This window comes from Actinomyces bouchesdurhonensis (assembly GCF_963540955.1).
Classification (GTDB): Bacteria; Actinomycetota; Actinomycetes; order Actinomycetales; family Actinomycetaceae; genus Pauljensenia; species Pauljensenia bouchesdurhonensis.
In genome coordinates this window covers 1-24,618 of the sequence record NZ_CAUTSL010000036.1, presented here as the reverse complement: position 1 = coordinate 24,618, position 24,618 = coordinate 1, and the positions used below count along the sequence as shown (strand labels likewise).

Here is a 24,618-nt window from a genome sequence, read left to right as displayed (position 1 = left end):
TCATCGCAGGAGGCCTAGACGCCTCCACCCACACTCAACTCTGAAGAGCCCCTTAACGGCAGATGAGGCGCATATCAGTGTCGAAGTCGCCTACCTTCACCGGGCAAGTGCGAGACGTCTTCCACCAAGACACACCCGCCCAAGGCCAACGCCTGGCCGCACACCTCACCCAGCGCCTACCAGCCTGCCCCATCCCCGAAATCGCCCGACTAGGCCGGACCCTACGCAAGTGGAAGGACGCACTCGACGCCTACTTCGACACCGAAGGAGCCAGCAACGGCCCAACAGAAGCCATCAACGGACATTATCGAGCTGGGCAGACGCACCGCCAGAGGCTACCGCAACCCCACCAACGACCAACTCCGAATGCTCCTCATCGCAGGAGGCCTAGACGCCTCCACCCACACTCAACTCTGAAGAGCCGGCAATTTAGGAAACAAACATAACATCAACACAATATTCAACCTGGAGTTCGACACAATTAATGACACTTTGAGAGAGCATCCCATTTCACCCTGAAGCAACAGGCGAATAGCGCATATATGCAATATATATGACTGCGGTCTAGAATAGTTATTCTAGTCAAAATACCTCGATATAAAAACTTCAGACAGTAGAACACGATTCCCCTCTCAAACATGAGCGCGAAGATACAGCACGTCGGCGCGACAGAATACATAGCCCACGTCGGCCGGATAGAGACCTCGGGCGTGGTCAATAACGCACTACCGACCCTCCTATAATTGCGACATGCAGATTCAAATTGCTTCTCCTGACGACTTCGAGTTTATCGAGGGGGTGTATGAGCATGCCCGCGCGTTCATGCAGGCGAATGGGAATGCGACTCAGTGGCCCGGCGGATACCCGGGCCGGATTGACGCTGAGGAAGACATCGCATGCGAACACTGCTTCCTTGTGTCCGACGACGAGGGGCCCCTCGCCGTCTTCTCTTTCGCTCCCGGGCCAGACGAAACTTACACCCAGATCGACGGCGCATGGCATTCCGAGGCCAACTACCACGTCATCCACCGCGTGGCTGCGGTGCGCGGGCACGGTGTCGCTCGGGCGATCTTCAGCTTCGCGGCCGCCCGCTCCGATTACCTGCGCTGCGACACCCACGAAGATAACGCGCCGATGCGCCGCGCGCTCGAATCGTTCGGATTCCGCGAGTGCGGCACGATCATCGTCGCTAACGGCACGGAGCGCGTCGCCTATGACTGGATCAAGGAGCCGCAACGCAACGGAGGTACGTCGCGGTCGTAACACCCACCGCGTCGCAGACACACCCACATTTTCGCATGCAATTCCCCGCGGACACGGATCGACAACACCTCAGAAACCGCATGATTTCAACGTTTCAGCTCCACAACTGGAAGTTCCGTCGGGGGAATTGCATGCAACTATTCTGGAGCTGAACCCGTTGGGGAGCGTTGCACCCGCTCTGATCGGGTGCAATGTTGCCGATGGGGTGCACGACCCCATCGGCAACAAGCTCTGTCGCGGAGGCGTATCGCTGGCGCGTAGACACCGCGACTAATTCCGGTGCCGCACACCGGGGCACCGGCGCGGCGCCCGAGGCTGCTCTCCCGTGCAACAAGCACCCCTCCAACGCCCAACAATCACGGCACACCCGCCAATCGGCCAAAGCGCAGACCCATTGGGCGAAAACAGCCGGATTTCGAAGAAATTTGATTGATGGGTCTGCAATTTGGCGCATGAACCCGCTGAACACCCCGTCGCCCACGCCCATCTGCCCACACACCCTGCCCCCGGTAATCAGACTGATCGCAATCAAACACTACGCACCCTTTGACCGGCGCGAGGCCACTCATCAAACCACTCACCGAGGCATGGAGGACATTGAACCGCAATCGAGCTTGTTTCTCAGTGGCGTTACACCACTGAGCGGGGTATTACACCAGTTCGGAGGTGGTGTAATGCTCCCCAACTAGTGCAGTGCCTTCGTCGTTGCCCCATTCAGACCCGCGCTTCATTCGACAGGACGAGCATCCACGCCCCAGGGCGCACTCTTGAGTCGTAGGCCAGCCTGCCCCACCCATGCGCCACGTCAGATGCCCACGCCCACACACGTTAGTTTCACGGATGTTTCACAAGCCCCCACTATCGGCGACACACGTTTCACGCGCACAGACCAGACGCCCACACAGCTATCCTGCGCCGCATGCGTCATTGCCGAGGCTCCCCCCACGCCAGGAACACGCCACCTCCGCGCACAACAGCCAACGGAAAGCGCCAGAGCTCGGCCACGCCACAGCGCACCACACCCGCATACACGCGGGCGCGGGGGCGCCCCCCCCCCCGCGCGCGCGCCAACACCCCCAACGGAAATGCCCCTGCGCTGGCCACCGCAACTGCGCACCCCCCCCGCATCCCCGGGGGCGCGCCCCGGCCCACCGCGGGGCGCGCGCCCAATCCCACCAACCGCCACGAGGGCGGTCGCCTCACTTGATGAAGCCGAGCGCCTTGACGGCGTCGTACTCTTCCTGCAGGGCCTTGATGTTATGGTCGATTCCTGCGCGGGTCGCATCGGAAATCTCGAGGCCGTCGACGACCTGCCATTCGCCACCGTCGGAGGTGACCGGGAAGCCGAAGTTCAGGCCGGCGGGGACACCGTAGTGGGTGCCGTCGGACATGACACCGGCGGTGACCCACTCACCCTCGGGGGTGCCGTGGATCCAGGAGTACATGTGGTCGATCGCGGCGTTCGCGGCAGAGGCGGCAGAGGAAGCGCCGCGCGCCTCGATGATGGCGGCGCCACGCTTGGCGACGGTGGGACGGTAGTAGTTGGAGAGCCACTCTTCGTCCACCAGCTCAGCCGCGGGCTTGCCGGCGACCTTCGCGAAGGAAACGTCCGGGTACTGGTCAGCCGAGTGGTTACCCCACACGACGACGTCCTTAATGTCAGCGTTCGCGGCACCGGTCTTGTGAGCCAGCTGCGCGATCGCACGGTTGTGGTCGAGGCGCATCATCGCGGTGAAGCGCGACGCGGGGACGTCCGGCGCAGCGTTCTGGGCGATGGTGGCGTTGGTGTTCGCGGGGTTGCCCACGACGAGGACGCGCACGTCGTCGGCGGCGCCGTCGTTGATGGCCTTGCCCTGGGGGCCGAAGATGCCCGCGTTGGCCTCGAGCAGGTCGGCGCGCTCCATGCCCGCGCGGCGCGGCATGGCGCCCACCAGGTAGGCGACGTTGGTGCCCTGGAACGCACGGTTCACGTCGTCGAAAATCTCGACGCCGGCCAGGGTCGGGAACGCACAGTCGTCGAGTTCCATGGCGGTGCCCTCGGCGGCCTTGACGGCCTGGGGGATCTCGAGCAAGTTCAGCTTGACAGGCACGTCCGGGCCGAACAGCTGGCCGGAAGCAATGCGGAACAGGAGGGCGTAGCCGATATTGCCGGCTGCGCCAGTGACGGTGACGATACGAGGTTCTGCCATAAGTGGCGCTCCTTTACAGTCCTTTGGGCGTGTGCCCGTGCAGTCGCGGGGATCCCCGCGCTCTGCATCCTAGGATACGTTGTCCGTCACAGTGCGACCCGGGCATCCAGTCCCAACAGCACCCACCACTCGCGTGATCTAGGACATACGAGGTCGTGGTCGGGGCTGTCCTTCGGGGAACCCAGGTCGTAGAATGATTGCATGTCATACACGCATTCCTCGCTCCCGCCCGACAGCGTCGTAAAGGGGCAACCAGCCCCTGCCTCGTCCCATATTGACGAGGCCGTGGCGCACTCCCGCGATCACGCGCGCTTCCCGGATGGCGGGCAGGGCGGCCACTCGCACGATCATTCTCATGCGTCGGCGTCAACAAAACGACTGGCCTGGGCGCTCGCGGTCACGGGGGCGGTCGTCGTCGCCGAGCTGATCGGCGCCTTCTGGTCGGGATCCCTGTCGTTAGCGGCGGACGCTGGCCACATGGTCGTGGACGCATCCGGCCTGGTCATTGCGCTGGTCGCTGCCCACCTGACGCGACGCCCGCGCGACGACAAACGCACGTGGGGGTGGGCGCGCTCCGAGGTCTTGGCCGCCGCCCTGCAGGCCGGCATGCTCCTCATTATCAGCGTGATGGTCGCGTGGGAGGGGGCGTGGCGCCTCGCCTCCCCGCCTGAGGTCGAGGCTGGCCCTATGCTCCTTGTCGGCGTTCTCGGCCTCGTTGCGAACGCCGTCTCCCTGCTGATTCTGGCGGGCGGGCGCGACGCGAACCTCAACATGCGCGCCGCTTTCCTGGAGGTCGCCAACGACGCACTCGGTTCCGTCGCGGTGATCGTCGCGGCCGGCGCTGAGTGGGCGTTCGGGTGGGGCCGCGCTGACGCCGTCGCATCCCTCTTGATCGCTATCCTCATGGCGCCGCGCGCTCTCACGCTCCTGCGCCGCTCTGTCGCAATCCTCATGGAGCAAGCGCCCGCCAGCGTGGACGTGGGTGAGCTGCGCACGCACATGATGGACGTCGACGGCGTGCTGGGCGTGCACGACCTGCACGTGGTAGCCGTCTCCTCCCACCTCGTGACCGTCACCGCGCACGTGACCGTCACGCACGAGGCCGACGGCCCCCACCGCGACCGCATCGTCCACGAGCTCGGCGAATGCGCGTGCCACCACTTCCCCATCGCGCACTCTACCTTCCAGCTCGAGTGCCCCGAGCACGCGAGCCACGAACACTTGGCACACTAAGGCATCGTCAGCGCATAACACGCGAACACCCATACTCCAAGCACCCCTACCTGGCATCTGGCCCGATGAGGCGCGCCAAGTCATATCCACGCACTGTGAGGACACGCAGGCATTACAGACGCCCCATAAACACGTCGGGGGCCGCGCCAGCTGGCGCGGCCCCCGAACGAGGCTCAGAAGCGATTACTTCGTGCGATTCGCGCGGTAGTACTCGATGAGAGCGCGGGTCGACTGATCCTGCGCGTCCAGAGCCTCGGACGAACCCTCGATGGCGGGGAGGATCTGCTTGGCCAGGACCTTGCCCAGCTCAACACCCCACTGGTCGAAGGAATCAATGCCCCACACGGCACCCTCGACGAAGGTGATGTGCTCGTACAGGGCGATCAGCTGGCCCAGGACCGACGGGGTCAAGGCGGGGGCCATAATCGACGTCGTGGGACGGTTGCCGGTGAACACGCGGGCGGAGACGATGGCCTCGGGCGTGCCCTCGGCGCGCACCTCCTCGCTGGTCTTGCCAAAGGCCAGGGCCTTGGTCTGCGCGAAGAAGTTCGACAGGAACAGCTCGTGCATGTCGGCGTCGCCGTCGCCCAGCGCCCATGTCGGGTTCGCAAACGCGATGAAGTCGGCGGGGACCATGCGGGTGCCCTGGTGGATCAGCTGGTAGAAGGCGTGCTGGCCGTTGGTGCCGGGCTCACCCCAGAAGACCTCGCCGGTCTCGTAGGTGACGGGGCTGCCGTCGCGGCGCACGGACTTGCCGTTGGACTCCATGGTCAGCTGCTGCAGGTACGCGGGGAAGCGATGCAGGTACTGGGAGTAGGGCAGGACAGCGTGCGTGTCGGCGCCCAGGAAGTTCGAGTACCACACGTTGAGAAGGCCCATGAGCAGGGGCACGTTCTTCTCGGGCTCCGTCTCGACGAAATGGCGGTCCATCGCGTGGAAGCCTGCGAGGAAGTCAGCGAAGCCCTCGGGGCCAATCGCGACGGCCAGGGAGGTACCGACAGCGGAATCCACGGAGTAGCGGCCACCCACCCAGCTCCAGAAGCCGAAGGCGTTACCCGGGTCGATGCCGAAGTCAGCGACCTTATCCAGGGCTGTGGACACGGCGACGAAGTGCTTAGCGATCGCCTCCTTCTCCGAGGCCTCGTCAGTGACGATGCCGCGCTCACGCAGACCATCGAGCAGCCACGCGCGCACAACCTTCGCATTCGTGATGGTCTCGAGCGTCGTGAACGTCTTGGACGCCACGATCACGAGGGTCGTCTCGGGGTCCAGGTCCTTCGTGGTCTCGCCCGCGTCGGTGGGATCAATGTTAGAGATAAAGCGGCACTCCAAGCCCTCCTGCACGTAGGGCTTGAGGGCCTCGTACGCCATGACGGGACCCAGGTCGGAGCCGCCGATGCCGACGTTGACGACCGTCTTAACGGGCTTACCGGTGATGCCCACCCACTCGCCAGAACGGACGCGGCGAGCGAAAGCGTAAATCTTGTCCAGCACAGCATGCACGTCGGCGACCGCGTCCTTGCCGTCGACCGTCAGGGAGTCGGTCACAGGGCGGCGCAGTGCGGTATGCAGGACAGCGCGGTCCTCAGTGACGTTAATGTGCTCGCCGGCGAACATGCGGTCGCGCAGATCCAGGACCCCCGTCTGCTCGGCGAGCGCAAGGAGGTGACCCACCAGGGTCGGGCACACGAGGTTCTTCGACAGGTCGACATGCAGGTCGGCGGCCTGGAACGTGAAGGTCTTCGTACGCTCCGGATCATCCGCGAACATCTTGCGTAGATCCGGTTCAAAATTGTCGGCCAGCTGGTCGAGCTTGTCCCACGCGGGGGTCATCGTCGGGTCGATCACGGGGATATCACTCATGGGTGCTCCTGACAGTAGAAAGAGATGTAACACCAGTCTAGCGGGCCAAACGCGCCAGGTCACACTGGTCGCCCCAACAACAAACGAGGCCGTGGTCCCATGAACGCTCAGGGAACCACGGCCTCGTAATCACTGGGAAACCAGCGCCGACCTGTTACTCGACGAGGTCGTCGATGGGGATGGGGGCCGCCTCAATACCCGGGTTCTGCAGGGAGACAATACGCTGGACGGGGACGAGATCAAGCCACCACTGGGCGAAGGGGCGGCGATTATCAATGTCCAGGTCGTCAAACATGTGCTTGACAGGGCGAGCCTCAACGGCGGAGCCTACCTGCCCAATGTAATAGGCGCGCGGATCCCCGCACTCAAACTGGGCCACGAGCTGATCAAACGCGCGGGCCATCAGGCGCGTGGCAAGCAGACGGTCGTAGGGCGACGGCGATCCACCCTGCTGCATGTGGCCGAGGGCCTGGTGACGCACGTCGTAGATACCCTCGGACTCGGCGTTGAACACATCGGCCAAGAAATCGCGATCATAATACTGGGATGCCGACTCGTTGACCAGCGTCAGGAACAGACGTCGACCCGACTTGAAGGAACTCACCATACGCTCTGCATCAGCGGCGATCTGCTGGAGGGAAGGGGACTCCTCGTTGATGTACATGTACTCGGCACCGCTGGCAAGGGCGCTCATGAACGTCAGGTAACCGCAGCGCCGCCCCATCGTCTCAGCGATGAAACAACGCTTGGACGCGGCTGCGCTCTCCTTGATGCGGTCGATCGCCCACGTAGCGTTGTTGATCGCCGTGTCGGTACCGATCGCGAGCTCGCATCCCGGCAGGTTGTTATCAATCGACGCGGGAATGAGCAGCATCGGGATACGGAACGCCGGGTAGCGGTCTTTCTCCGCCTGGATCGCATACACGCCCAAGTAGGCGTTCATGCCCCCGATAACGAAGAGCGCATCGATCTCATTACGTTCAATCGCCCGGCCCAGTGCGTAGAACTGCTCGACCGGCGGAACATCACGTTTCGTACCCAGCTCGGCACCGCCCTTGAACGCCCAACCTTCGACGTCCGACCAACTCAGTTCGCGCACGCGATCATCGGCCAGGCCGCTCCACGAGCCATCGACGCCCAGCATCGTCCAGCCCCGCGCAATACCCAGACGCACGGCAACACGAGCAGCCGTGTTCATGCCGGGGGCCAAACCGCCCGCATGCAGAATTGCGACACGCTTGACGTCACCCGTTGGTTCAGGGATCAACTGGGGAGGCGTTGAGAGCAGGTGGTAGATACCAACCATCGAAGAGAAAGACGAGCCGCGCGATGCCTGGGCGGCTTCGTAGTCGCCGGCGGCAATGTAGTCCTTGACAGCTCGAGTGTCGCGTACAGCCTTCATGAGGGGGACGCGAGTGATGCGGTTGCGACGAACGCCCAGGATCATGGGTTCGTCCTCGCCTGTGGACGCCAGGATCTCCTGGACCGCCGCATAACCCAACAGGGTCGACATCCAACGGTCGTAGGCAGACGGCGTCCCGCCGCGCTGCACGTGGCCCAGGATCGTCACGCGGGCATCCTCACCCGTGCGCTCCTGGATCGTGTCAGCGATCAGCTGAGTCGACAGCTCGTTGCCCTCGCGATCGTGTGCGCCTTCCGCAACCAGGACGATGGACTCACGACGTCCGGCCGCACGCCCCAGGCGCAGGTGCTCGGCCAGATCATCCTGCCACCCCTGCCCCACCGGATCCTCGGGGGTAAAGACATAGTCCGCGCCACCTGCGACGGCCGCCATGAGAGGCAGGTAGCCGCAATGACGTCCCATGACCTCGACGACGAAGGTGCGTTGGTGAGAAGCAGCGGTACTGGTCAGCTGATCGATCGCATCCAGGATGCGGTGCAGGGCGGTATCCGCGCCGATCGTCATATCCGTGCCCACCATGTCGTTATCAATCGAACCAACCAGGCCGACAATGATCAGGGACGGGTGGGCATCAGCGAACTCCTGCGTGATAGCGCCCTCCGCAACGAGTTCGGCCAGGTGCTGGGACCATTCGCGGCGGAACTCGTTCGTACCCGACAAAGAGCCGTCACCTCCGATGACAACCAGGTGGTCGATGCCGCGCTCCAGCAGGTTCGCGGCTGCGCGGTGACGCCCCTCGTACGTGCGGAATTCGGCGCAGCGAGCCGTGCCGATGACCGTGCCGCCTTCTGCAAGGATCGAGGACACGTCCGACCACTCCAGCTTCTTGATGGAATCGCCCCCGTCGCACGCCCCCTGCCAGCCCTCAAGGATCGCATAGGGCTGCGCCCCCCTCGCCAGGGCCGTGCGCACCACTGCGCGGACGGTCGCGTTCATGCCCTGGGCATCGCCGCCCGAGGTCAGGACACCGATACGAACTGTGCTCATATTTCTGCCAGCTTTCATTGATGGAGGGGCCGGAAAGCCCGGTGTGCCTATCGTCCCCCATTCTACGTGACCTGGGCCTCCAACCACTAGGGCCTAACTCCCATTGCTCGACAAACGAGACGTGCGCGCCCGCCGAGAGCGGCGGACGCGCACGAAACCGACGAACGAAACCTTACGCTGTCGCTTCCGTGCCGTTACGGGCAGCGGAATCAGCGAGTTCCTCGGGGCTCACGACACCCTCAACCGAGACACGATCCAGGTACGCCATGCCATCAAAGGCCAGCTCTCGGGCGTTTTCCGGGTCTCCTTCATTGCCGATCGACCCGTGTGCCATACGGTCCACGACGAGCGCGATCGCACCGTCGCCCGTCACGTTCGTGGCCGTACCGAAGGAATCCAGCGCGATGTAGGTGGCGATCATGAGAGCAACCTGAGCATCGTCGAAGCCCAGCATGGAGCTGAGCAGGCCCGTGGCCGCCATGATGGCGCCGCCGGGGACGCCGGGGGCTGCGACCATCGTGATACCGAGCATGAAGATGAAGCCGACCCATTGCAGGGTGGAGACGGACAGGCCCTGGGTCAAAACAATCGCGAAGGCGAACGAGAAAATCTTGGACGTCGAGCCGGCCAGGTGGATCGTCGCACACAGCGGGATGGTGAAGGAAGCAACCGCGTCAGAGACGCCGTTCTTCTTGGTCTGGCGCAGCGTCACCGGAATGGTCGCAGCCGAGGACGAGGTGCCCAGCGCCGTCAGGTAGGCGGGCATCATGGTCAGCAGAGCCTTGATGGGGTTGCGGCGAGCAATCGCGCCCGCGAAGCAGAACTGGGTGGCCAGGATGACGACCTCAAGGACCAGGACGACGACCACGACGCGCAGCAGCGTACGAATAACGGAGGCGGCCTCGCCCGTGTACGTCAGGTTCAGGAAAATACCGAAAATATGCAGGGGCAGCAGCGGGATGATGATCGTCTCAATGAGGCGCGTAATGATCGCGCGGAACTCGATGAACCCCTTACGCAGCACGCCGCGCGGAACCATCGACAGGCCCAGGCCAACCACGAAGGAGAGCAGCAGCGCCGTCATGACCTGCAGGGGAGCGGGCATCTCGATCGTGAAGTATGACTCGAGCGCGCTGCCGGGTTCACTCACCGATGCCAGCTGGGTGGAGGCGAGGAGCCGCGGGAACAGGGAGGCGCACACCAGGAACGTCAGGAAGCCTGAGAAGAGCGTCGACCCGTAGGCGATGGCCGTTGTAATACCCAGCCACTTTCCGGCGCCGCGCCCGAGATCAGCGATCGCGGGAGTCACCAGGCCGACAATGATGAGCGGAATAGAAAAGGACAGGAACTGGCTGAAGATAGCCGAGAACGTCGCGAAGATACGACCGATCTCCACGGGGACCAGGTGGTCTCCGCCGATTCGGATCGATCCGAGGGCGGTCGCTAGGATGATCGCAGCGATCACCCACACGAGGATTCCGGACTTACGCAGGAACGCGCGCATGTGTTTCACCTTGACAATAGGGACGATGGGTCACTCATAGAATGCATGACCTTTACGAATTCTTGAATCCGAAACCACCATTCGGGACATCCACCACTATCAACGCGACGGACACGTACCGCACTGTGAGACCATTTTCCCCTTGGAACCTAAACGATTCTTCAAGGTTCAGTGCACTGCCATAGTCGATACGAAGGGAGCTAGATACCAGATAATCGCGGCGAGAATCACGTAGATGACCGTGTCCGCAACGCGGCCTCGAGACGCGAACCAGGGACGTCCGGGCGTCCACATGCGCACAACTCCCATGCCCACGAGGACCGCGACCAACAGCATGACCGCCCGATGCCTGTGATCCGTCACAGCCAGCGCGATGACGCCGAGGACTCCCCCCGCGCTCAGGGTGCCGCCAAGCCACGCGCCCAGTCGCGCACGCAGGGTCCTCTCCTCGTCATCCACGCCTCCTACCCTAGCGTACGATCGGACACAATCAGCTAATAGTCCGTCCCCGCAGCACTTTTCCAGCGCCACCCCCGCCCTGACGCATTGATACACAATACCTGCGAGCGGGTTTAGGATAGGACGAAAGGCTTTCGGCCACACCATATTGTTCTCGTCCCAAAGGAGTATTCGAGTGTCCCGTTTCATCGTCGTCGCACCCGGTTCGTCAGAGGCTGCAGCCCTCGCCACCGAAGAGCTGGCCCGCGTCCTTGGTCTCACCACCGTTGATGCCCTCACTGGCACCAACCCAGCCGACGCCGCCCTGCGCCCCGCCGCCGCACTGCCCGCCGCGGTTGAGGCCGTGCGCGCCGCCGGAGACGACGCGTTGATCGCCCCTGCCCGCGAGGCCTCGAACCGCGCCTTCGATCACGTGGCCTGGAACCTGAGCCTGGCTGCCTCCACCCGCGCCGGCGTCGTCCTCGCCTTCGACGCCGAGGGCGCCAGCGCCGAGCTACTCTCCGAAGAGATCGCCACCGCGCGCCTGCGAGCCGAGGCCTCGGCCGCCACCGTCGTCGCCGTGGTCCTCACCTGCGGTGCCCCCGAGGTCGAAGTTGACCTGCCCGTCCTGACCCTGCCCCTCGGCGAGGAAGCCGCCGCCACGCTGCGCGAGGCCCCCGCCCCCACCGCGCTCACTCCAGTAGCTTTCCAGGCCGATCTCATAGAGCGCGCCCGTGCCGACCGCAAACGCATCGTCCTGCCCGAACCCGACGACGACCGCGTCCTGCAGGCCGCCGCCCAGGTCCTCGCCGCCGGCATCGCCGACATTACCTTCGTGGGCGACTCGAACTACGTCGCCACGCGCGCCGGCGTGCTCGGCCTCGACCTGAGCGCCGCCCAGGTCGTCTCGGTGGACGACCCCACCTACCGTGAACGCTACGCCGAAGAGTTCGCGCGCCTGCGCGCCAAGAAGGGCGTCACCCTCGAGCAGGCCCGCGAGAAGGTCACCGACGTGTCCTACTTCGGCACCATGATGGTCCACATGGGCGACGCCGACGGCATGGTGTCAGGAGCCGCCCACACGACCGCTCACACGATCGTCCCCTCCTTCCAGATCATCAAGACCGCCCCCGGCGTGTCCGTCGTCTCCTCCATCTTCCTCATGGCGATGAAGGACCGCGTGTGGGCGTTTGGCGACTGCGCCGTCAACCCCAACCCCACGCCCGAACAGCTCGCCGACATCGCCGTGACCTCTGCGCGCACCGCCGCCCAGTTCGGCGTCACCCCGCGCGTCGCCATGCTCTCCTACTCGACCGGCACCTCCGGGTCCGGCCCGGACGTTGACGTCGTCGTCGAGGCCACCCGCCTCGCCCGCGAGAAGGCCCCCGAGCTGGCCATCGAAGGCCCCATCCAGTTCGACGCGGCCGTCGACGCGGCCGTCGCAGCCAAGAAGCTGCCGGGTTCCGACGTCGCCGGCAAGGCCACCGTCTTCGTCTTCCCCTCCCTGGAAGCCGGAAACATCGGCTACAAGGCCGTCCAGCGTTCCTCGGGCGCGCTCGCCGTCGGCCCGGTCCTGCAGGGCCTCAACAAGCCCGTCAACGACCTCTCACGCGGCGCCCTCGTCGAGGACATCGTCAACACCGTCGCCCTGACCGCCGTTCAAGCCCAGGGCTGAGCGGGACCCAGGTCCCAGGGTCCGGTTACTATTGACGTAAAACCGAACCCCGGCCTCGTAGTTATCTTTCTGATCCCTCCAACACGAAAGGCGAACGCGTGTCCTCGTCCTCCGTTCTCGTCATTAATTCCGGCTCCTCCTCCATCAAGTACCAGCTCGTCGATCCCGGCACCGGCGACGCCATCGCCAAGGGCCTGGTCGAGCGCATCGGCGACACGATGGGTCTCATCAAGCACGCGTACGGCGACGCCGTCACCGAAGAAGAACTCCCGGTCCCCGACCACACCGTCGGCATGCGCGAAGTGCTGCGCCTCTTCGACACCGAAGGACCGTCCCTAGCTGATGCGAACGTCGTCGCCGTCGGCCACCGCATCGTTCAGGGCGGCCGCTACTTCGACGGCCCGGCGCTGATCACCGACGAAGTCCGTAACCTCATCGAAGAGCTGTGCCCGCTGGCTCCCCTGCACAACCCCGCCCACCTCAAGGGCATTGACGTTGCGCGCGAACTCATGCCCGACGTCCCCCACGTCGCCGTCTTCGATACCGCGTTCTTCCAGCAACTGCCCGACCGCTCGGCTCTGTACGCACTGGAGACCGAGACCGCCGAGAAGTACTCGGTGCGCCGCTACGGCGCACACGGCACCTCCCACCAGTTCGTCTCCCAAGAGATCGCGAAGCTGGAGGGTCGCGACGACCTGAAGCAGATCGTCCTGCACCTGGGTAACGGCGCCTCCGTGTCGGCCGTCAAGAACGGCAAGCCGATCGACACGTCCATGGGCCTGACCCCCCTCGAGGGTCTCATGATGGGCACCCGCACCGGCGACATCGATCCCGCCGTCGTGTTCCACCTGGAGCGCGTGGCCGGCATGAGCGTCGACGAGGTTGACACCCTGTTCAACAAGAAGTCCGGCATGAAGGGCATGACGGGCGAGTCCGACATGCGTTCCGTGTGGGACATGATCCACAACGATGACGAGCCTGAGGCTCAGCAGCGCGCCCGTACCGCGATGGACGTCTACATCAACCGCCTGCTGAAGTACGTGGGTTCGTACACCGCGGAGCTGGGCGGCCTGGACGTCATCACCTTCACCGCTGGCATCGGCGAGAACGACGCAGCAGTGCGCCGCGAGCTGGCCGAGGCTCTCGCTCCCTTCGGCGTGAAGATCGACGTGGAGGCGAACAATGTTCGCTCCGGCGAGCCGCGCGTCATTTCCGCCCCCGACTCGACCGTGAAGATGTTTGTCTTCCCGACCAACGAGGAGCTGGCGATCACCCGCCAGGCGCTGACCTTCGCCTGATCGGTTTGTTTCGCACGAGGCCGGGGTTCCCGCGTGGGGCCCCGGCCTCGAGCGTATCCGTCGCGCGTATTGACTTCACCCCCACACACCGACTACGATCAAGAGTGGTAACGGCGGGCAAGCCCTCGCAGAGTGCCAATCCGCGGACCCACGAGCGCACACGTTGCGCCGTGGGTTTTTGCGTCTCTCAGTGAGGAGGAGCATGCTCATCGCTTACATCGACGAAGTTGGCGAAGCTGGCGCTTTCATTTCAAAGGATCACAAGAGGTTTAAAATATCCCCTGCATTCGGCTATGCCGGCTTTGTTGTTCCTGAACAGCATGTCCATGCTTTATCTCGAGATGTCGCGATAACCAAGCAGAAGTTCTATTCACTTCTCTGCGGCGACGGCGAGGAAGATCCCAGAAACTACGCTCCTACATGGGAGCGTAAAGGGTCTGACCTCCTGAGCAAGCACGCAATGGGGCGTGCAGGACGACAGGAAGTAGTTGAGCTGCGCTCGCTTCTCGCTCGAATATCGAGTAATTACGGCGGAAAGCTCTTCTACTTCGTACGCGAAAAACCCATCGGCTCCCCAGGCCAGGTGTGGGGCAAGAACACCGACAACAACTGGGAAAATAAACGCGAGGAGAGGACCCTAGAATGTTTGAGCGAGGCGATCAACCGACTCTGCAGGTATGCCGAACACGAGGACCAGAACATCCTCCTCTTTCAGGACATGATCAACGAGAAGCAGCGCTTTCACCAGGTGAGACGCAGCTATGCCCACATCTACGGTCGCATCAAGGAACACCAGGAGATGCTGCGGATCCTCGAAGCACCCGCATATATCGACTCGGAGCTCTCGACGAACATCCAGTGTGCGGACTGGATCGCTGCTCTCATTGGCCGCGCCTGCGACTATCAACTGGTCCTCAACAGCTCCTACCGATGGGTAGCAGACAGTTTTTTCGCTGATCTTCGTGGAGGTTTCACGTATGAATCCACCCTCCAGTTCCATCGACGCAGCATCGACAATATCCACCACATCCGGATTCTCGATAGGGCACGCCCCCACCTCGACTCCCTGACCGGCATGTCTCCCGAGAATCTCTCCCTCCTCCAGCTCGTACATGCACGCGCAAGTGCGCCCACCACAGGCAAACCGGCAACGTGAGGCCCGACAGCTCATTCGCCGCGTGCGGGCTTGCTCCAGGAGCTGGCGATCGCCCGCCAGGCGCTGACCTTCGCCTGATCGGATTATTTCGCACGAGGCCGGGGTTCCAGCGTGGGGCCCCGGCCTCGGGCGTATCCTGGGATGGTAGCGCGAGCGAGGAGGCCCTCATGAACAGCGACGTTTCGACCCTGGCGGATTGGATCGCTCAGTCACCGTCCACCGTGTTTTTCGGCGGCGCCGGCGTCTCGACCGAGTCGGGCATCCCGGACTTTCGCGGGGCGAACGGCTTCTACTTCCAGGAGCGCGAGATTCCCCTTGAGACGGTCCTGAGCATCGACTTTTTCACCAAGCACCCCGAGGCGTACTGGGAGTGGTTCCACGAGATCTACCGTCCCGTCGAACCCAACGGCGCGCACAGGGCCCTGGCCGCCCTGGAGGCAGCCGGTCGGCTAGACGCGGTCGTCACGCAGAACATTGACGGCCTGCATCAGCGGGCCGGGTCGCGCACCGTGTGGGAGCTGCACGGCAACTGGGAGCGCCTCGTATGCACGCGCTGCGGGACCGTCGCGGCGCTCAGTGATGCCGTCACGCTTGACGGGGATCCCGTGCCCGCGTGCCCGTCGTGCGGAGGGCAGATGCGCCCAGACATCGTCATGTACGGCGAGTCCCTGGACGAGGGCGTCATCGAGGCCGCCGTGTCAGCCATCGCGCGGGCGTCCACGCTGATCGTGGCCGGCACGTCCCTCGTGGTCTACCCGGCGGCGGGCCTCATCAACTACTTCTCCGGAGACCACCTGGTGCTCATGAACGCCACCCCGACCTCGGCCGACGCGCACGCGGATCTGATCGTCCGCGACCCGGTGGGCGCGACACTCGACCGCGTCATGGACCAGCTGCGTGCCCAGAGCGTCGTGCCCGCGTAGGGCGTCGTGCCCGCGTAGGGCTTGCGGCGCACGCGATTGGCTCACGGGCCCCAGCCTCAACGCGCAGGCGCCCCCTCCCCTGCGCACATGCGGATAGGTTGTGCGCATATGGATAGGTTGTGCACATCCGGATAGCTTATTTTCCTATCCACATCTTCATAACCTATCCGCATGTTCGTAACCTATCCACGTATGCACGCCTTACGCTGCCCCGCAGGATCACTCCTCCCCCAGGCCGGCCGGGTCCACGAGGGCGAGGGCGCGCGGGGCGCGCGAGACGCGCACGCTTTGGCCCCACGTCAGGGTCAGGCGGTCGGATTCCATGCCGTCGCCAAAAAGCACGAGGGATTCGGAGCCGACGACGAGGCTCAGTTCCTCACCCTCGTCCAGGATGCCCTCTGTGTAGTCCACGCCGGTGAAGGGCGAGGGCCACGCCTCACGCACGAACCACGCGAGGGAGCGCGAGGTCGGGGCGGGCAGGTCCCCCATCGCGCGACCTCGCTTGAGGGAGGCCCCCCAACCGGTCGCCCCCGTCCCAGTGGAGACGACGACGCCGGAAGAGGATTGGCGTTCGACGTGAGACCCCAGGGAGAGTTCGTATCGGGCGCTCTGGTGGCTCGGGTGTCCGATGAAGACCTCGTTGAGGGCGGTGAGCGTGCGCGAGTCGTCGGCCGCTGCGTGCACCATCGTCAGCTGGTCCACGCGCAGGTCGCCGCCCTCGTCGATGCGGCGCAAAGCTCCAACCCCCTGGTCGGGCGTGCAGCGCGCGAGCACCCCCGCGTTGGACTGGGGAACCGAATTGACGCCGATCACGGCCTGGTCGCCAGCGTATTTGGCGACGTTGGCGACCAGGCCGTCGGGGCCCACGACGACGATGACGTCTTCGGGGGCGAAGAGGAAACGCGACAGGCAGTCGCGTTCCACGTCGGCGCTCGCCCACCCCTCCGGAATGCCCGCGCGCACGCGCGCCAGCGCCGCCACGTGGGACTCGTGGGCGGCCTCGACGGAGGCGAGGGTGCGCCCACGGCTCCTCAGGATGAATTCGACTTGGCCGCGGGTGGAGTAGCGGTCCATGAGTTCGTCGAACTCGGTGGGGCGACGGACGATGACGGCACGGCGGCGCATGGCTACTTCCCAGCCTTCGCTTTGCCGGTGAAGGCCGCCACGAGATCGCTGAGCACGTCGGCGGTGATGGTGATGTTGCCGAAGGAGGGCATGTTCTTGGCCATTTCTTTGAACGCGAGGGCTCGCGCTACTTCGGGTCCGGCCTTGGCGAGCGCTTCGATGTAGGCGGCATCGGTCTCGATCCGGGCGCGTCCCGCCGTGTTCCAGTCAACCTCGAATGCCTTGGCTTTTTCGACGATGCGTCGTGCTTCTGCTTCGACGGTGATCGCGTCGGCGGCTGCCTTTTCTTCGGCCTCGCGCCTGGCGTTGTGGCCTTCCTGGTCGACCAGGTCGGCGCGTTTGCGGGCCAGGTCGAGCTTGGATTGCATCTCGTTTGCGGAGATCTGGGATTCGCGTTCGACGGCGAGGGCGCGGCGTTCGTAGAGGGCGCGGTCGGCTTCGGCTTGGAGCTGTTCGAGGAGCGGGGCGCGCAGGGAGGATTCGACTCCTTCGTCGGGGCGTAGGCTGAGCAGGCGCGCGTCGACGATGGCGATGCCGGTGGCGCGCAGCTGGTCGTCTGCTGCGAAGGCTTGGGTAAGGACGCGACCGATACTTTCGAGGGAGCCGGTAATCGCGTTTGTGAGCGTCATTTCTCCAATCGCCGAGGCCAGGGCGGAGAAGGCGATTCGGGTGACGGTCTCGTCGATCTGCCATAGGCCTTGGGCGTCGGTTCCCGCTTCGCGCGGGTAGAGCGCGAAGTCGTAGTGCGCGCAGGCAGATTCGGCATCCTCGATGCGGTAGGTGATGACGGCTTGGGCGTTTATGTTTTGTTGGTCGGCGGTGGCGGCTTGGATGAGGAAGCTGTGGGCGCGGTTGGCGGTTGGCATTTCCGCGAGCGCGCAGCGCCCATTTCGTAGCCAGAAGGATTGTCCGACGCCGGTTCTGATGGCGCGTCCGGCGCGGATTTGGACGACGTGGTCTCCGGCTCCGCCCTGGTAGCGGCTAAGGAATGGGTGGTGGTGAAGGGTTCCCATGATGGCTCCTTGGTTGGGTGGCGAACCACTCGTTTATGTCAAGACGACGATAATCTATCCGCACATTTAATGTCAACTCGACGCAAATAAGTTATGCTGACACCATGACTAAGCCCCTCACCATCCCGATCGCGGTCGACATCGTCGCCCTCACCGTTATCGACCACACCCTCCACACCCTCGTCGTACGTCGCGGAATCGACCCCTTCAAAAATCACCTGGCCCTGCCCGGCGGCTTCCTGCGCGAAGGCGAACAAACCGAGGAGGGAGCAGCGCGCGAGCTTGAAGAAGAAACGGGCATCACTCCCCCGGGCCACCTCGAACAGCTGTGCACCTACGGACCCGTTGGAAGAGACCCTCGAGGCCCGGTTCTCTCCGTCGCCTACCTCCTCCTCGCCCCCTCTTTCTCCCCCACTCACGCGGGCGGCGACGCTGCGGGAGTCCTCTGGCACCCCGTCGACGCCCTCCTCGCAGCCAACTCACCTCTCGCCTTCGACCACTCGCGCATCCTCGCGGACGGCGTCGAGCGCGCCCGCTCCAAGATCGAATACTCCCCCCTGGCCACCTCCTTCTGCGGGCCCGAGTTCACGATAACGCAGCTGCGCACGACCTACGAGGCCATCTGGGGGGCGGCCCTCGACCCGCGTAACTTCCACCGCAAAGCCACAAAAACCGCGTCATTCATCGAGCCGACGGGAGGCACCGTGCGCGAGGGGGCAGGGCGCCCGGCAGCACTCTACCGACTCGCCCCGGGCGTCGACGAAACCGCCTTCGTTCTCGACCCACCCCTGCGCCGACCCGCCGCCCCAGCCCCAGCCTCGTCACCGAAGAGCGCGAGCGCGCCGAGTACGCAAGAATAAGCCCAGTACCAAAGGAGAATCATGAACTTCCATTCCCTCTACGACCAGGGCTTTGCGCGCGTCGCCGCCGTCACCCTGCCCGTGCACCCCGCGCGCCCCTTCGACAACGCGCGCGAGATCATCGACGCCGCCACAGAGCTTGACGAGCGCGGCGTCGCCGTCGCCGTCTACCCGGAACTGAGCGTGTCCGGCTACGCCATCGACGACCTCTTCCTGCAGGACGTTCTGCTCGACAACGTCGAGAAGGCCCTCGCGCGCATCGTTGAGGCCAGCGCCAACCTGCTCCCCCTCCTCATCGTCGGCGCGCCCCTGCGCAAAGACAACGCCCTGTACAACTGCGCCGTCGCCATCCACCGCGGACGCGTGCTGGCGATCGTCCCCAAGTCCCACCTGCCCAACTACCGCGAGTTCTACGAGAAGCGCCACTTCGTCACCATGCCCCCGCGCGCCTGCGAGCGCATCGAAGTGCCGTGGGGCGGCGTCGAAGAATTCAGCGGCGGCCCCGCGTGGGTCCCCTTCGGCCAGGTCCTCATCTCCGCCGACGACGTGCCAGGCCTAACGATCGGCATCGAAGTTTGCGAGGACATGTGGGTGCCCCTCACCCCTTCGACAGAGCTGGCTCTGGCAGGCGCGACCGTCCTGGCGAACCTGTCCGCCTCCCCGATCACGGTCGGGCGCGGAGCCGACCGCGAACTCATGGTGCGCTCAGTGTCCGCACGCTGCTGCGCGGCCTACATCTATACGGCGGCCGGCATGGGCGAGTCCAGCACAGACCTCGCCTGGGACGGCGAAACCATGATTTACGAGGCCGGGGAACGCCTGGCGATCGGCGAGCGCTTCCAGGAGGGCACGCACATCACGATCGCCGACGTGGACCTGGAACGCCTGCGCACCGAGCGCAAGCGCCAGAATTCCTTCACAGACAACGCGCAGCGCTACTTCGCGGGGGATGAGCGCATGGCTCCACAGGAGGTCGAGTTCACCCTCGACCCGCCGCGCACGGACCTGGGCCTGGAGCGCCCTGTCAACCGCTTCCCCTTCGTCCCCAACGACCCAACCCGCCTGGAGCAGGACTGCTACGAGGCCTACAACATTCAGGTCGCGGGCCTGGTCCAGCGCCTGCGCGCGATCGGCAACCCGAAGATCGTCATCGGCGTGTCGGGCGGCCTGGATTCGACGCACGCACTGGTCGTGGCTTCCCGCGCGATGGACCTGGTGGGCCGGCCACGCACGGACATCCTGTGCTACACGCTGCCCGGTTTTGCCACATCTGAGCGCACGAAGACGAACGCGACGCTGCTGTGCCGCTACCTGGGCACGTCCTTCCAGGAGATCGACATCCGCCCGGCGGCCACGCAGATGCTGGCCGACATCGGCCACCCCTACGGCGAGGGCGAGGCCACCTACGACGTGACCTTCGAGAATGTCCAGGCGGGCCTGCGCACCGACTACCTGTTCCGCCTGGCCAATCACCTGGGCGGCATCGTGCTGGGCACGGGCGACCTGTCCGAGCTGGCGCTGGGCTGGTGCACGTACGGCGTGGGCGACCAGATGAGCCACTACGCGGTCAATACGGGCGTGCCCAAGACCCTCATGCAGCACCTGATCCGCTGGGTCGTGGCTTCCAAGCAGTTTGATGATCGCGTCGGCGAGGTCCTCCTGTCGATCCTGCACACGGAGATCTCCCCCGAGCTGGTTCCCGCCAAGCCGGGCGAGAAGATGCAGTCCACGCAGGACAAGATCGGCCCCTACAACCTGCAGGACTTCACGCTCTACCACGTGCTGCGCCGCGGCGCGCGCCCCTCGAAGATCGCGTTCCTGGCGGAGAAGGCCTGGTCGGACGCCTCTGTCGGCTCCTGGCCGGTCGGCTTCCCCGAGGAAGACAAGGTCGCGTACTCACTGAAGGAGATCGTCACGTGGGAGCGCCTGTTCCTGTGGCGTTTTTTCAGCCAGCAGTTCAAGCGCAGCGCGCTGCCTAACGGCCCGAAGGTCATGGCCGGCGGCTCCCTGTCCCCGCGCGGGGATTGGCGTATGCCTTCGGACGCGTCGGGGATGGATTGGGTCGCAGAGCTCGACGAGGCCGTGAAGGGTCTGGTCGACTAACTTCACGCTCGCTCGGCTGACCGAGCTAGCTCCCGACTTCACGCACGCTCGGCTGACCGAGCTAGTTCCCGGGGCGGTGCTCATTCGAGCACCGCCCCTCGGCTTACTCACAGCAGCACTCACAATTTCGCACGTAATTCCCCCGAGACGTCGCGCGACCACACGCCGAAAACGTTGAAAATACACCGTTTTTCAATGAGCTAACATAGCTTAGGCTAGCCAAATTACGTGCGAGATTTATGAAAAGCGTGAGCTTGACAACAAGCGGCCACAGCCAGCGGGAGGGAGACACGGCCAACGAGGGAGAGGCCGCCGACGAACGCGTAGACACGGGGCCCCAACGGGGCGGCGCGAAACTATGCACACACTCACACGCACGCGAGCCCAAATTTCTGTAGGGTTAGTTTTGACAGTTAGGTAAGCCTAGCTTTTCCTATTTCAGTCCCACCGCAAGTACCTACGACGGAGAAATGATGTCTCGTACGACCACCTCCCTGGCCGCCATCGCCGCCATCGCCGCCATCGGGCTGGCTGCATGCACCTCCGGCACAACCTCCTCCCAGTCCTCCGCCTCCTCTTCATCCGCCACGCAGGCCACCCAAGCCTCGTCAGTGACGATCGACGCGAACGACGGCCCCGTCGACATTAAGCTGCCTGTGACCCGTGCAGCCTCCCTGGACAACCGTACCTTCGAGGTACTCGAGCAGTGGGGCGTTCCGCTCGTCGCCGTACCCAAGCAACTGATCCCCTCCACCGTCACCGCCTACAACGGCGATGACATCGCAGACGTGGGCATGCACCGCGACCCCAACCTGGAGGCCCTGGTCGCCGCCGAACCCGACCTCATCATCTCCGGCCAGCGCTTCTCCAAGTTCGACGCGCAAATCAAAGAGCTGGCCCCCGACGTCCCGCTCATCAACCTAGAACCGCGCGACGGGCAGCCCTTCAATGAGGAACTCATCCGCGAAGTCACCGACCTCGGTGAGATATTCGGCAAGCAGGCCGAAGCCCAACAGCTGGTCGACAACTTCAACGCCTCGATCGAGCGCGCGAAGAACGCCTACGACGGCTCCTCCACCGTCATGGCGGTTGACGTCTCCGGCGGCAACATCGGCTACGTTGCACCCGGCAAGGGACGCACCTGGGGACCAGTTTTCGACCTGCTCGGCCTGAAACCCGCCCTTGAAGTTGAGGGCGCGACCGACTCGCACACCGGCGACGACATTTCCGTCGAGGCCATCGCCGAAGCTAACCCGGCGTGGATCTTCGTTCTCGACCGTGACTCCGCCATCACCAAGGACGGCTCAAACACGCCAGCCGAAACCGTCATCAACGACAACGCCGCTCTGCAAAACGTCACCGCCCTGCAGAACAAGCAGGTGGTCTACGCACCCAACGACACCTACACCAACGAATCCATCATCACCTACACGGAGATTTTCAACTCCATCGCAGACGCCTTCGAAGCCGCGAAGAAGTGATCCTCTGACACACAAGCGGGTGCCGCCCATGCGGGCGGCACCCGCACCCCCTTTTCTTATGACACACTCCCCCGCCACCGCGCCTCCCACGGACGCCGCCACGACGCGCGAGACCACCCCAGCCTCGTCGAAACGCCGCCCCCTGGCGCTCACCCTCGCAACCCTCACCGTCCTGGCCCTCCTGGTCCTGTCCCTGTCCACCGGCGAGTACTCGATCCTGTCCCAGGACGACGGCTGGCACATGTTCCTGACCGTGCGAGTCCCCCGCACGATCGCGCTCATCCTGTCCGGGGCCGCCATGTCGATGAGCGGCCTCGTCATGCAGCTGGTGACCCAGAACCGCTTCGCCGAACCATCAACGACGGGCACGACCGAGTGGGCGGGCCTGGGCCTGCTCATCATCATGATCGCCTGGCCGGGCGCCCCCATCCTGGTGCGTATGACATGCGCCATCGTCTTCGCTTTTGCGGGAACCATGGTCTTTTTCGCTCTGCTTCGCCGCGTCTCCCTGCGCTCATCGCTGCTCGTCCCCATCATGGGCATGATGCTCGGCGCTGTCGTCTCCGCGATCTCCACGTTCATCGCCCTGGAGACGAACACCATGCAGAGCGTCGCCGTATGGTTCCAGGGATCCTTCACTTCCGTCTACGAAGGCCAGTACGAGGTGCTCTGGATCGTCACAATCGTCGTCGCAATCGTCTTCGTCATAGCCGACCGCCTCACCGCTGTCTCTCTGGGCGAAGACATCGCCGTGTCACTCGGCGTCAACTACCACCGCATGATCCTCATCGCGACAGGCCTAGTCGCCGTCGCAACCGGCGTCGTCACCGTCGTCGTCGGCTCCCTGCCGTTCCTGGGCCTCATCGTGCCGAACCTCGTCTCCATGTCGATGGGCGACAACCTACGCACAAACCTACCGTGGGTGTGCCTGGCGGGCATCGCCCTGGTGACAGTCACCGACCTGCTCGCCCGAACAATCATCTCCCCCTTCGAAATGCCTGTCTCCGTCATCCTGGGCATCCTCGGGGCATTCGTCTTCGTCGCGCTCGTGCTGCGCCAAGCCAGGAAGGGGACCACACTGTGACCATTGTTTATGCTCCGGGAACTGACGGTTCCCACTCCCCGGCCACGGCCTCGTCCATCACGCTTCCGACGCGGCGCACCGGGGCCTTCGTCTCCCCCGCTGCCCGCCGACGCTGGTGGATCATTTTCAGCGTCGTGTGCGCCATCGCACTCCTGGCCTGCATCGGGCTGCTCACCTGGAAGAACCCGGCGCAATTCGGCACCCCCGTGTTCTGGAGGCTCGCCCGCAGGCGCGCTTTCGCAATCCTCGCGATCGCCCTGGTGGCCGTGTGCCAGGGGATGGCCACGGTCGCCTTCCAGACGGTGGCGAACAACCGCATCATCACGCCCTCAATCCTGGGCTTCGAGTCCCTCTACCGGGCGATCCACACGTCCACGATCTTCTTCCTGGGCGTCGCTGGACTCAACGCGTCGGCCACCGTCGGAAACTTTGTCGGGCAGCTCGCCCTCATGATCGCCCTCACGCTCGCGCTCTACTCGTGGCTGCTCACCTCCCAGCGCGCCTCCATGCACGCGATGCTCCTCATCGGCGTCATGCTGGGGGCGGGCCTCGGCTCCATCTCGACGTTCATGCAGCGCCTGCTCACACCCTCCGAATTCGACGTGCTCACTGCGCGCCTGTTCGGCTCGATCGCGAACGCGCAGAAGGAGTACTACCCCATTGCCGTTCCGCTCGTTGCTGTGGCGGCACTCGCCCTCCTCCTCATGAACACACGCCTATCCGTCCTCTCTCTGGGCCGTGAAACCGCCACAAACCTGGGTCTTAACCACCGGCGCACATCGGTGGCAGTCCTCGTCCTCGTGTCGATCCTCATGGCCACGTCGACCGCCCTCGTGGGTCCCATGACGTTCCTCGGGTTCCTCGTCGCGACGCTGTCCTACCAGTTCTCCGACACCCACGACCACCGCTACATCTTTGCGATGTCGGTCGTCCTGGCCATCGCGATCCTGGCCAGCGCCTACTTCGTCATGAATCACGTGTTCAACACGCAGGGCGTCGT

19 protein-coding genes are annotated in these 24,618 nt (G+C 64.3%); 12 read left to right on the top strand and 7 right to left on the bottom strand.

The genetic code is table 11. From position 1 onward, the window contains the following. The first annotated feature begins 62 nt into the window (after positions 1-62). Positions 63-446, top strand: a complete 384-nt coding sequence (locus tag RYL44_RS07040; protein WP_314975518.1) for a transposase — start codon at positions 63-65, stop codon at positions 444-446. Positions 447-750: 304 nt separating this feature from the next. Further along, positions 751-1,263, top strand: a complete 513-nt coding sequence (locus tag RYL44_RS07035; RefSeq protein WP_276741241.1) for a GNAT family N-acetyltransferase — start codon at positions 751-753, stop codon at positions 1,261-1,263. A gap of 1,199 nt (positions 1,264-2,462) precedes the next feature. Here the strand turns inward: RYL44_RS07035 and RYL44_RS07030 are convergent. Next, a complete protein-coding gene (locus RYL44_RS07030) occupies positions 2,463-3,452 on the bottom strand; it encodes a malate dehydrogenase (RefSeq protein ID WP_314975517.1) in 990 nt (329 codons plus the stop codon). Between the two features lie 201 nt (positions 3,453-3,653). On the opposite strand from RYL44_RS07030, the gene RYL44_RS07025 reads away from it, so the two are divergent. Then, positions 3,654-4,685 carry a cation diffusion facilitator family transporter gene (locus tag RYL44_RS07025; protein ID WP_314975516.1) on the top strand — a complete coding sequence of 344 codons (1,032 nt, stop codon included), beginning with the start codon at positions 3,654-3,656 and terminating at the stop codon, positions 4,683-4,685. 183 nt (positions 4,686-4,868) lie between these two features. On the opposite strand, the gene pgi is transcribed toward RYL44_RS07025, so the two are convergent. The 4 genes from pgi to RYL44_RS07005 all read right to left on the bottom strand — a co-directional run bounded on the left by pgi (position 4,869) and on the right by RYL44_RS07005 (position 10,921). After that, the gene (pgi, locus tag RYL44_RS07020; protein ID WP_314804055.1) at positions 4,869-6,548 is read right to left on the bottom strand and encodes a glucose-6-phosphate isomerase; all 1,680 of its coding nucleotides are present in this window, start codon (positions 6,546-6,548) and stop codon (positions 4,869-4,871) included. 154 nt (positions 6,549-6,702) lie between these two features. Beyond that, entirely contained in the window at positions 6,703-8,958 is a 2,256-nt protein-coding gene (locus RYL44_RS07015) for a 6-phosphofructokinase (protein WP_276738433.1), read from the bottom strand. Positions 8,959-9,130: 172 nt separating this feature from the next. Then, complete coding sequence (locus tag RYL44_RS07010) at positions 9,131-10,462, bottom strand: dicarboxylate/amino acid:cation symporter (RefSeq protein ID WP_314768112.1); 1,332 nt, start codon at positions 10,460-10,462, stop codon at positions 9,131-9,133. Between the two features lie 168 nt (positions 10,463-10,630). Continuing rightward, positions 10,631-10,921 (bottom strand): DUF3017 domain-containing protein, encoded by a 291-nt coding sequence (locus RYL44_RS07005; RefSeq protein ID WP_314768110.1) that lies wholly within the window; start codon positions 10,919-10,921, stop codon positions 10,631-10,633. A gap of 175 nt (positions 10,922-11,096) precedes the next feature. On the opposite strand from RYL44_RS07005, the gene pta reads away from it, so the two are divergent. The 4 genes from pta (at position 11,097) to RYL44_RS06985 (ending at position 15,952) form a co-directional block, all read left to right on the top strand. Next, complete coding sequence (pta, locus tag RYL44_RS07000) at positions 11,097-12,575, top strand: phosphate acetyltransferase (protein WP_314975515.1); 1,479 nt, start codon at positions 11,097-11,099, stop codon at positions 12,573-12,575. A 98-nt stretch (positions 12,576-12,673) separates the two neighbouring features. Further along, positions 12,674-13,873, top strand: a complete 1,200-nt coding sequence (locus RYL44_RS06995; RefSeq protein ID WP_314975514.1) for an acetate/propionate family kinase — start codon at positions 12,674-12,676, stop codon at positions 13,871-13,873. Between the two features lie 202 nt (positions 13,874-14,075). Then, a complete protein-coding gene (locus RYL44_RS06990; protein ID WP_314804072.1) occupies positions 14,076-15,029 on the top strand; it encodes a DUF3800 domain-containing protein in 954 nt (317 codons plus the stop codon). Positions 15,030-15,196: 167 nt separating this feature from the next. Further along, on the top strand, positions 15,197-15,952 hold the full coding sequence (locus RYL44_RS06985) for an NAD-dependent protein deacylase (RefSeq protein ID WP_314975513.1): 756 nt from the start codon (positions 15,197-15,199) through the stop codon (positions 15,950-15,952). A 219-nt stretch (positions 15,953-16,171) separates the two neighbouring features. Here the strand turns inward: RYL44_RS06985 and RYL44_RS06980 are convergent, their stop codons facing one another. Then, on the bottom strand, positions 16,172-17,077 hold the full coding sequence (locus tag RYL44_RS06980; protein WP_314975512.1) for an NAD(+)/NADH kinase: 906 nt from the start codon (positions 17,075-17,077) through the stop codon (positions 16,172-16,174). Positions 17,078-17,079: 2 nt separating this feature from the next. After that, positions 17,080-18,090, bottom strand: a complete 1,011-nt coding sequence (locus tag RYL44_RS06975; protein ID WP_314975511.1) for an SPFH domain-containing protein — start codon at positions 18,088-18,090, stop codon at positions 17,080-17,082. A 104-nt stretch (positions 18,091-18,194) separates the two neighbouring features. Between RYL44_RS06975 and RYL44_RS06970 the strand changes: the two genes are divergently transcribed. The 5 genes from RYL44_RS06970 to RYL44_RS06950 form a co-directional block, all read left to right on the top strand. After that, positions 18,195-18,950, top strand: a complete 756-nt coding sequence (locus RYL44_RS06970; protein ID WP_073982413.1) for an NUDIX hydrolase — start codon at positions 18,195-18,197, stop codon at positions 18,948-18,950. 21 nt (positions 18,951-18,971) lie between these two features. Next, a complete protein-coding gene (locus RYL44_RS06965) occupies positions 18,972-21,053 on the top strand; it encodes an NAD(+) synthase (protein ID WP_314975510.1) in 2,082 nt (693 codons plus the stop codon). Positions 21,054-21,526: 473 nt separating this feature from the next. Continuing rightward, positions 21,527-22,534: a siderophore ABC transporter substrate-binding protein gene (locus tag RYL44_RS06960; RefSeq protein WP_314975509.1), complete on the top strand. Its 1,008-nt coding sequence runs from the start codon at positions 21,527-21,529 to the stop codon at positions 22,532-22,534. A gap of 58 nt (positions 22,535-22,592) precedes the next feature. After that, complete coding sequence (locus tag RYL44_RS06955; protein WP_314975508.1) at positions 22,593-23,618, top strand: ABC transporter permease; 1,026 nt, start codon at positions 22,593-22,595, stop codon at positions 23,616-23,618. Between the two features lie 56 nt (positions 23,619-23,674). Beyond that, the coding region (locus RYL44_RS06950; protein ID WP_390883809.1) for an iron chelate uptake ABC transporter family permease subunit at positions 23,675-24,618 on the top strand (944 nt) is incomplete at its 3' end.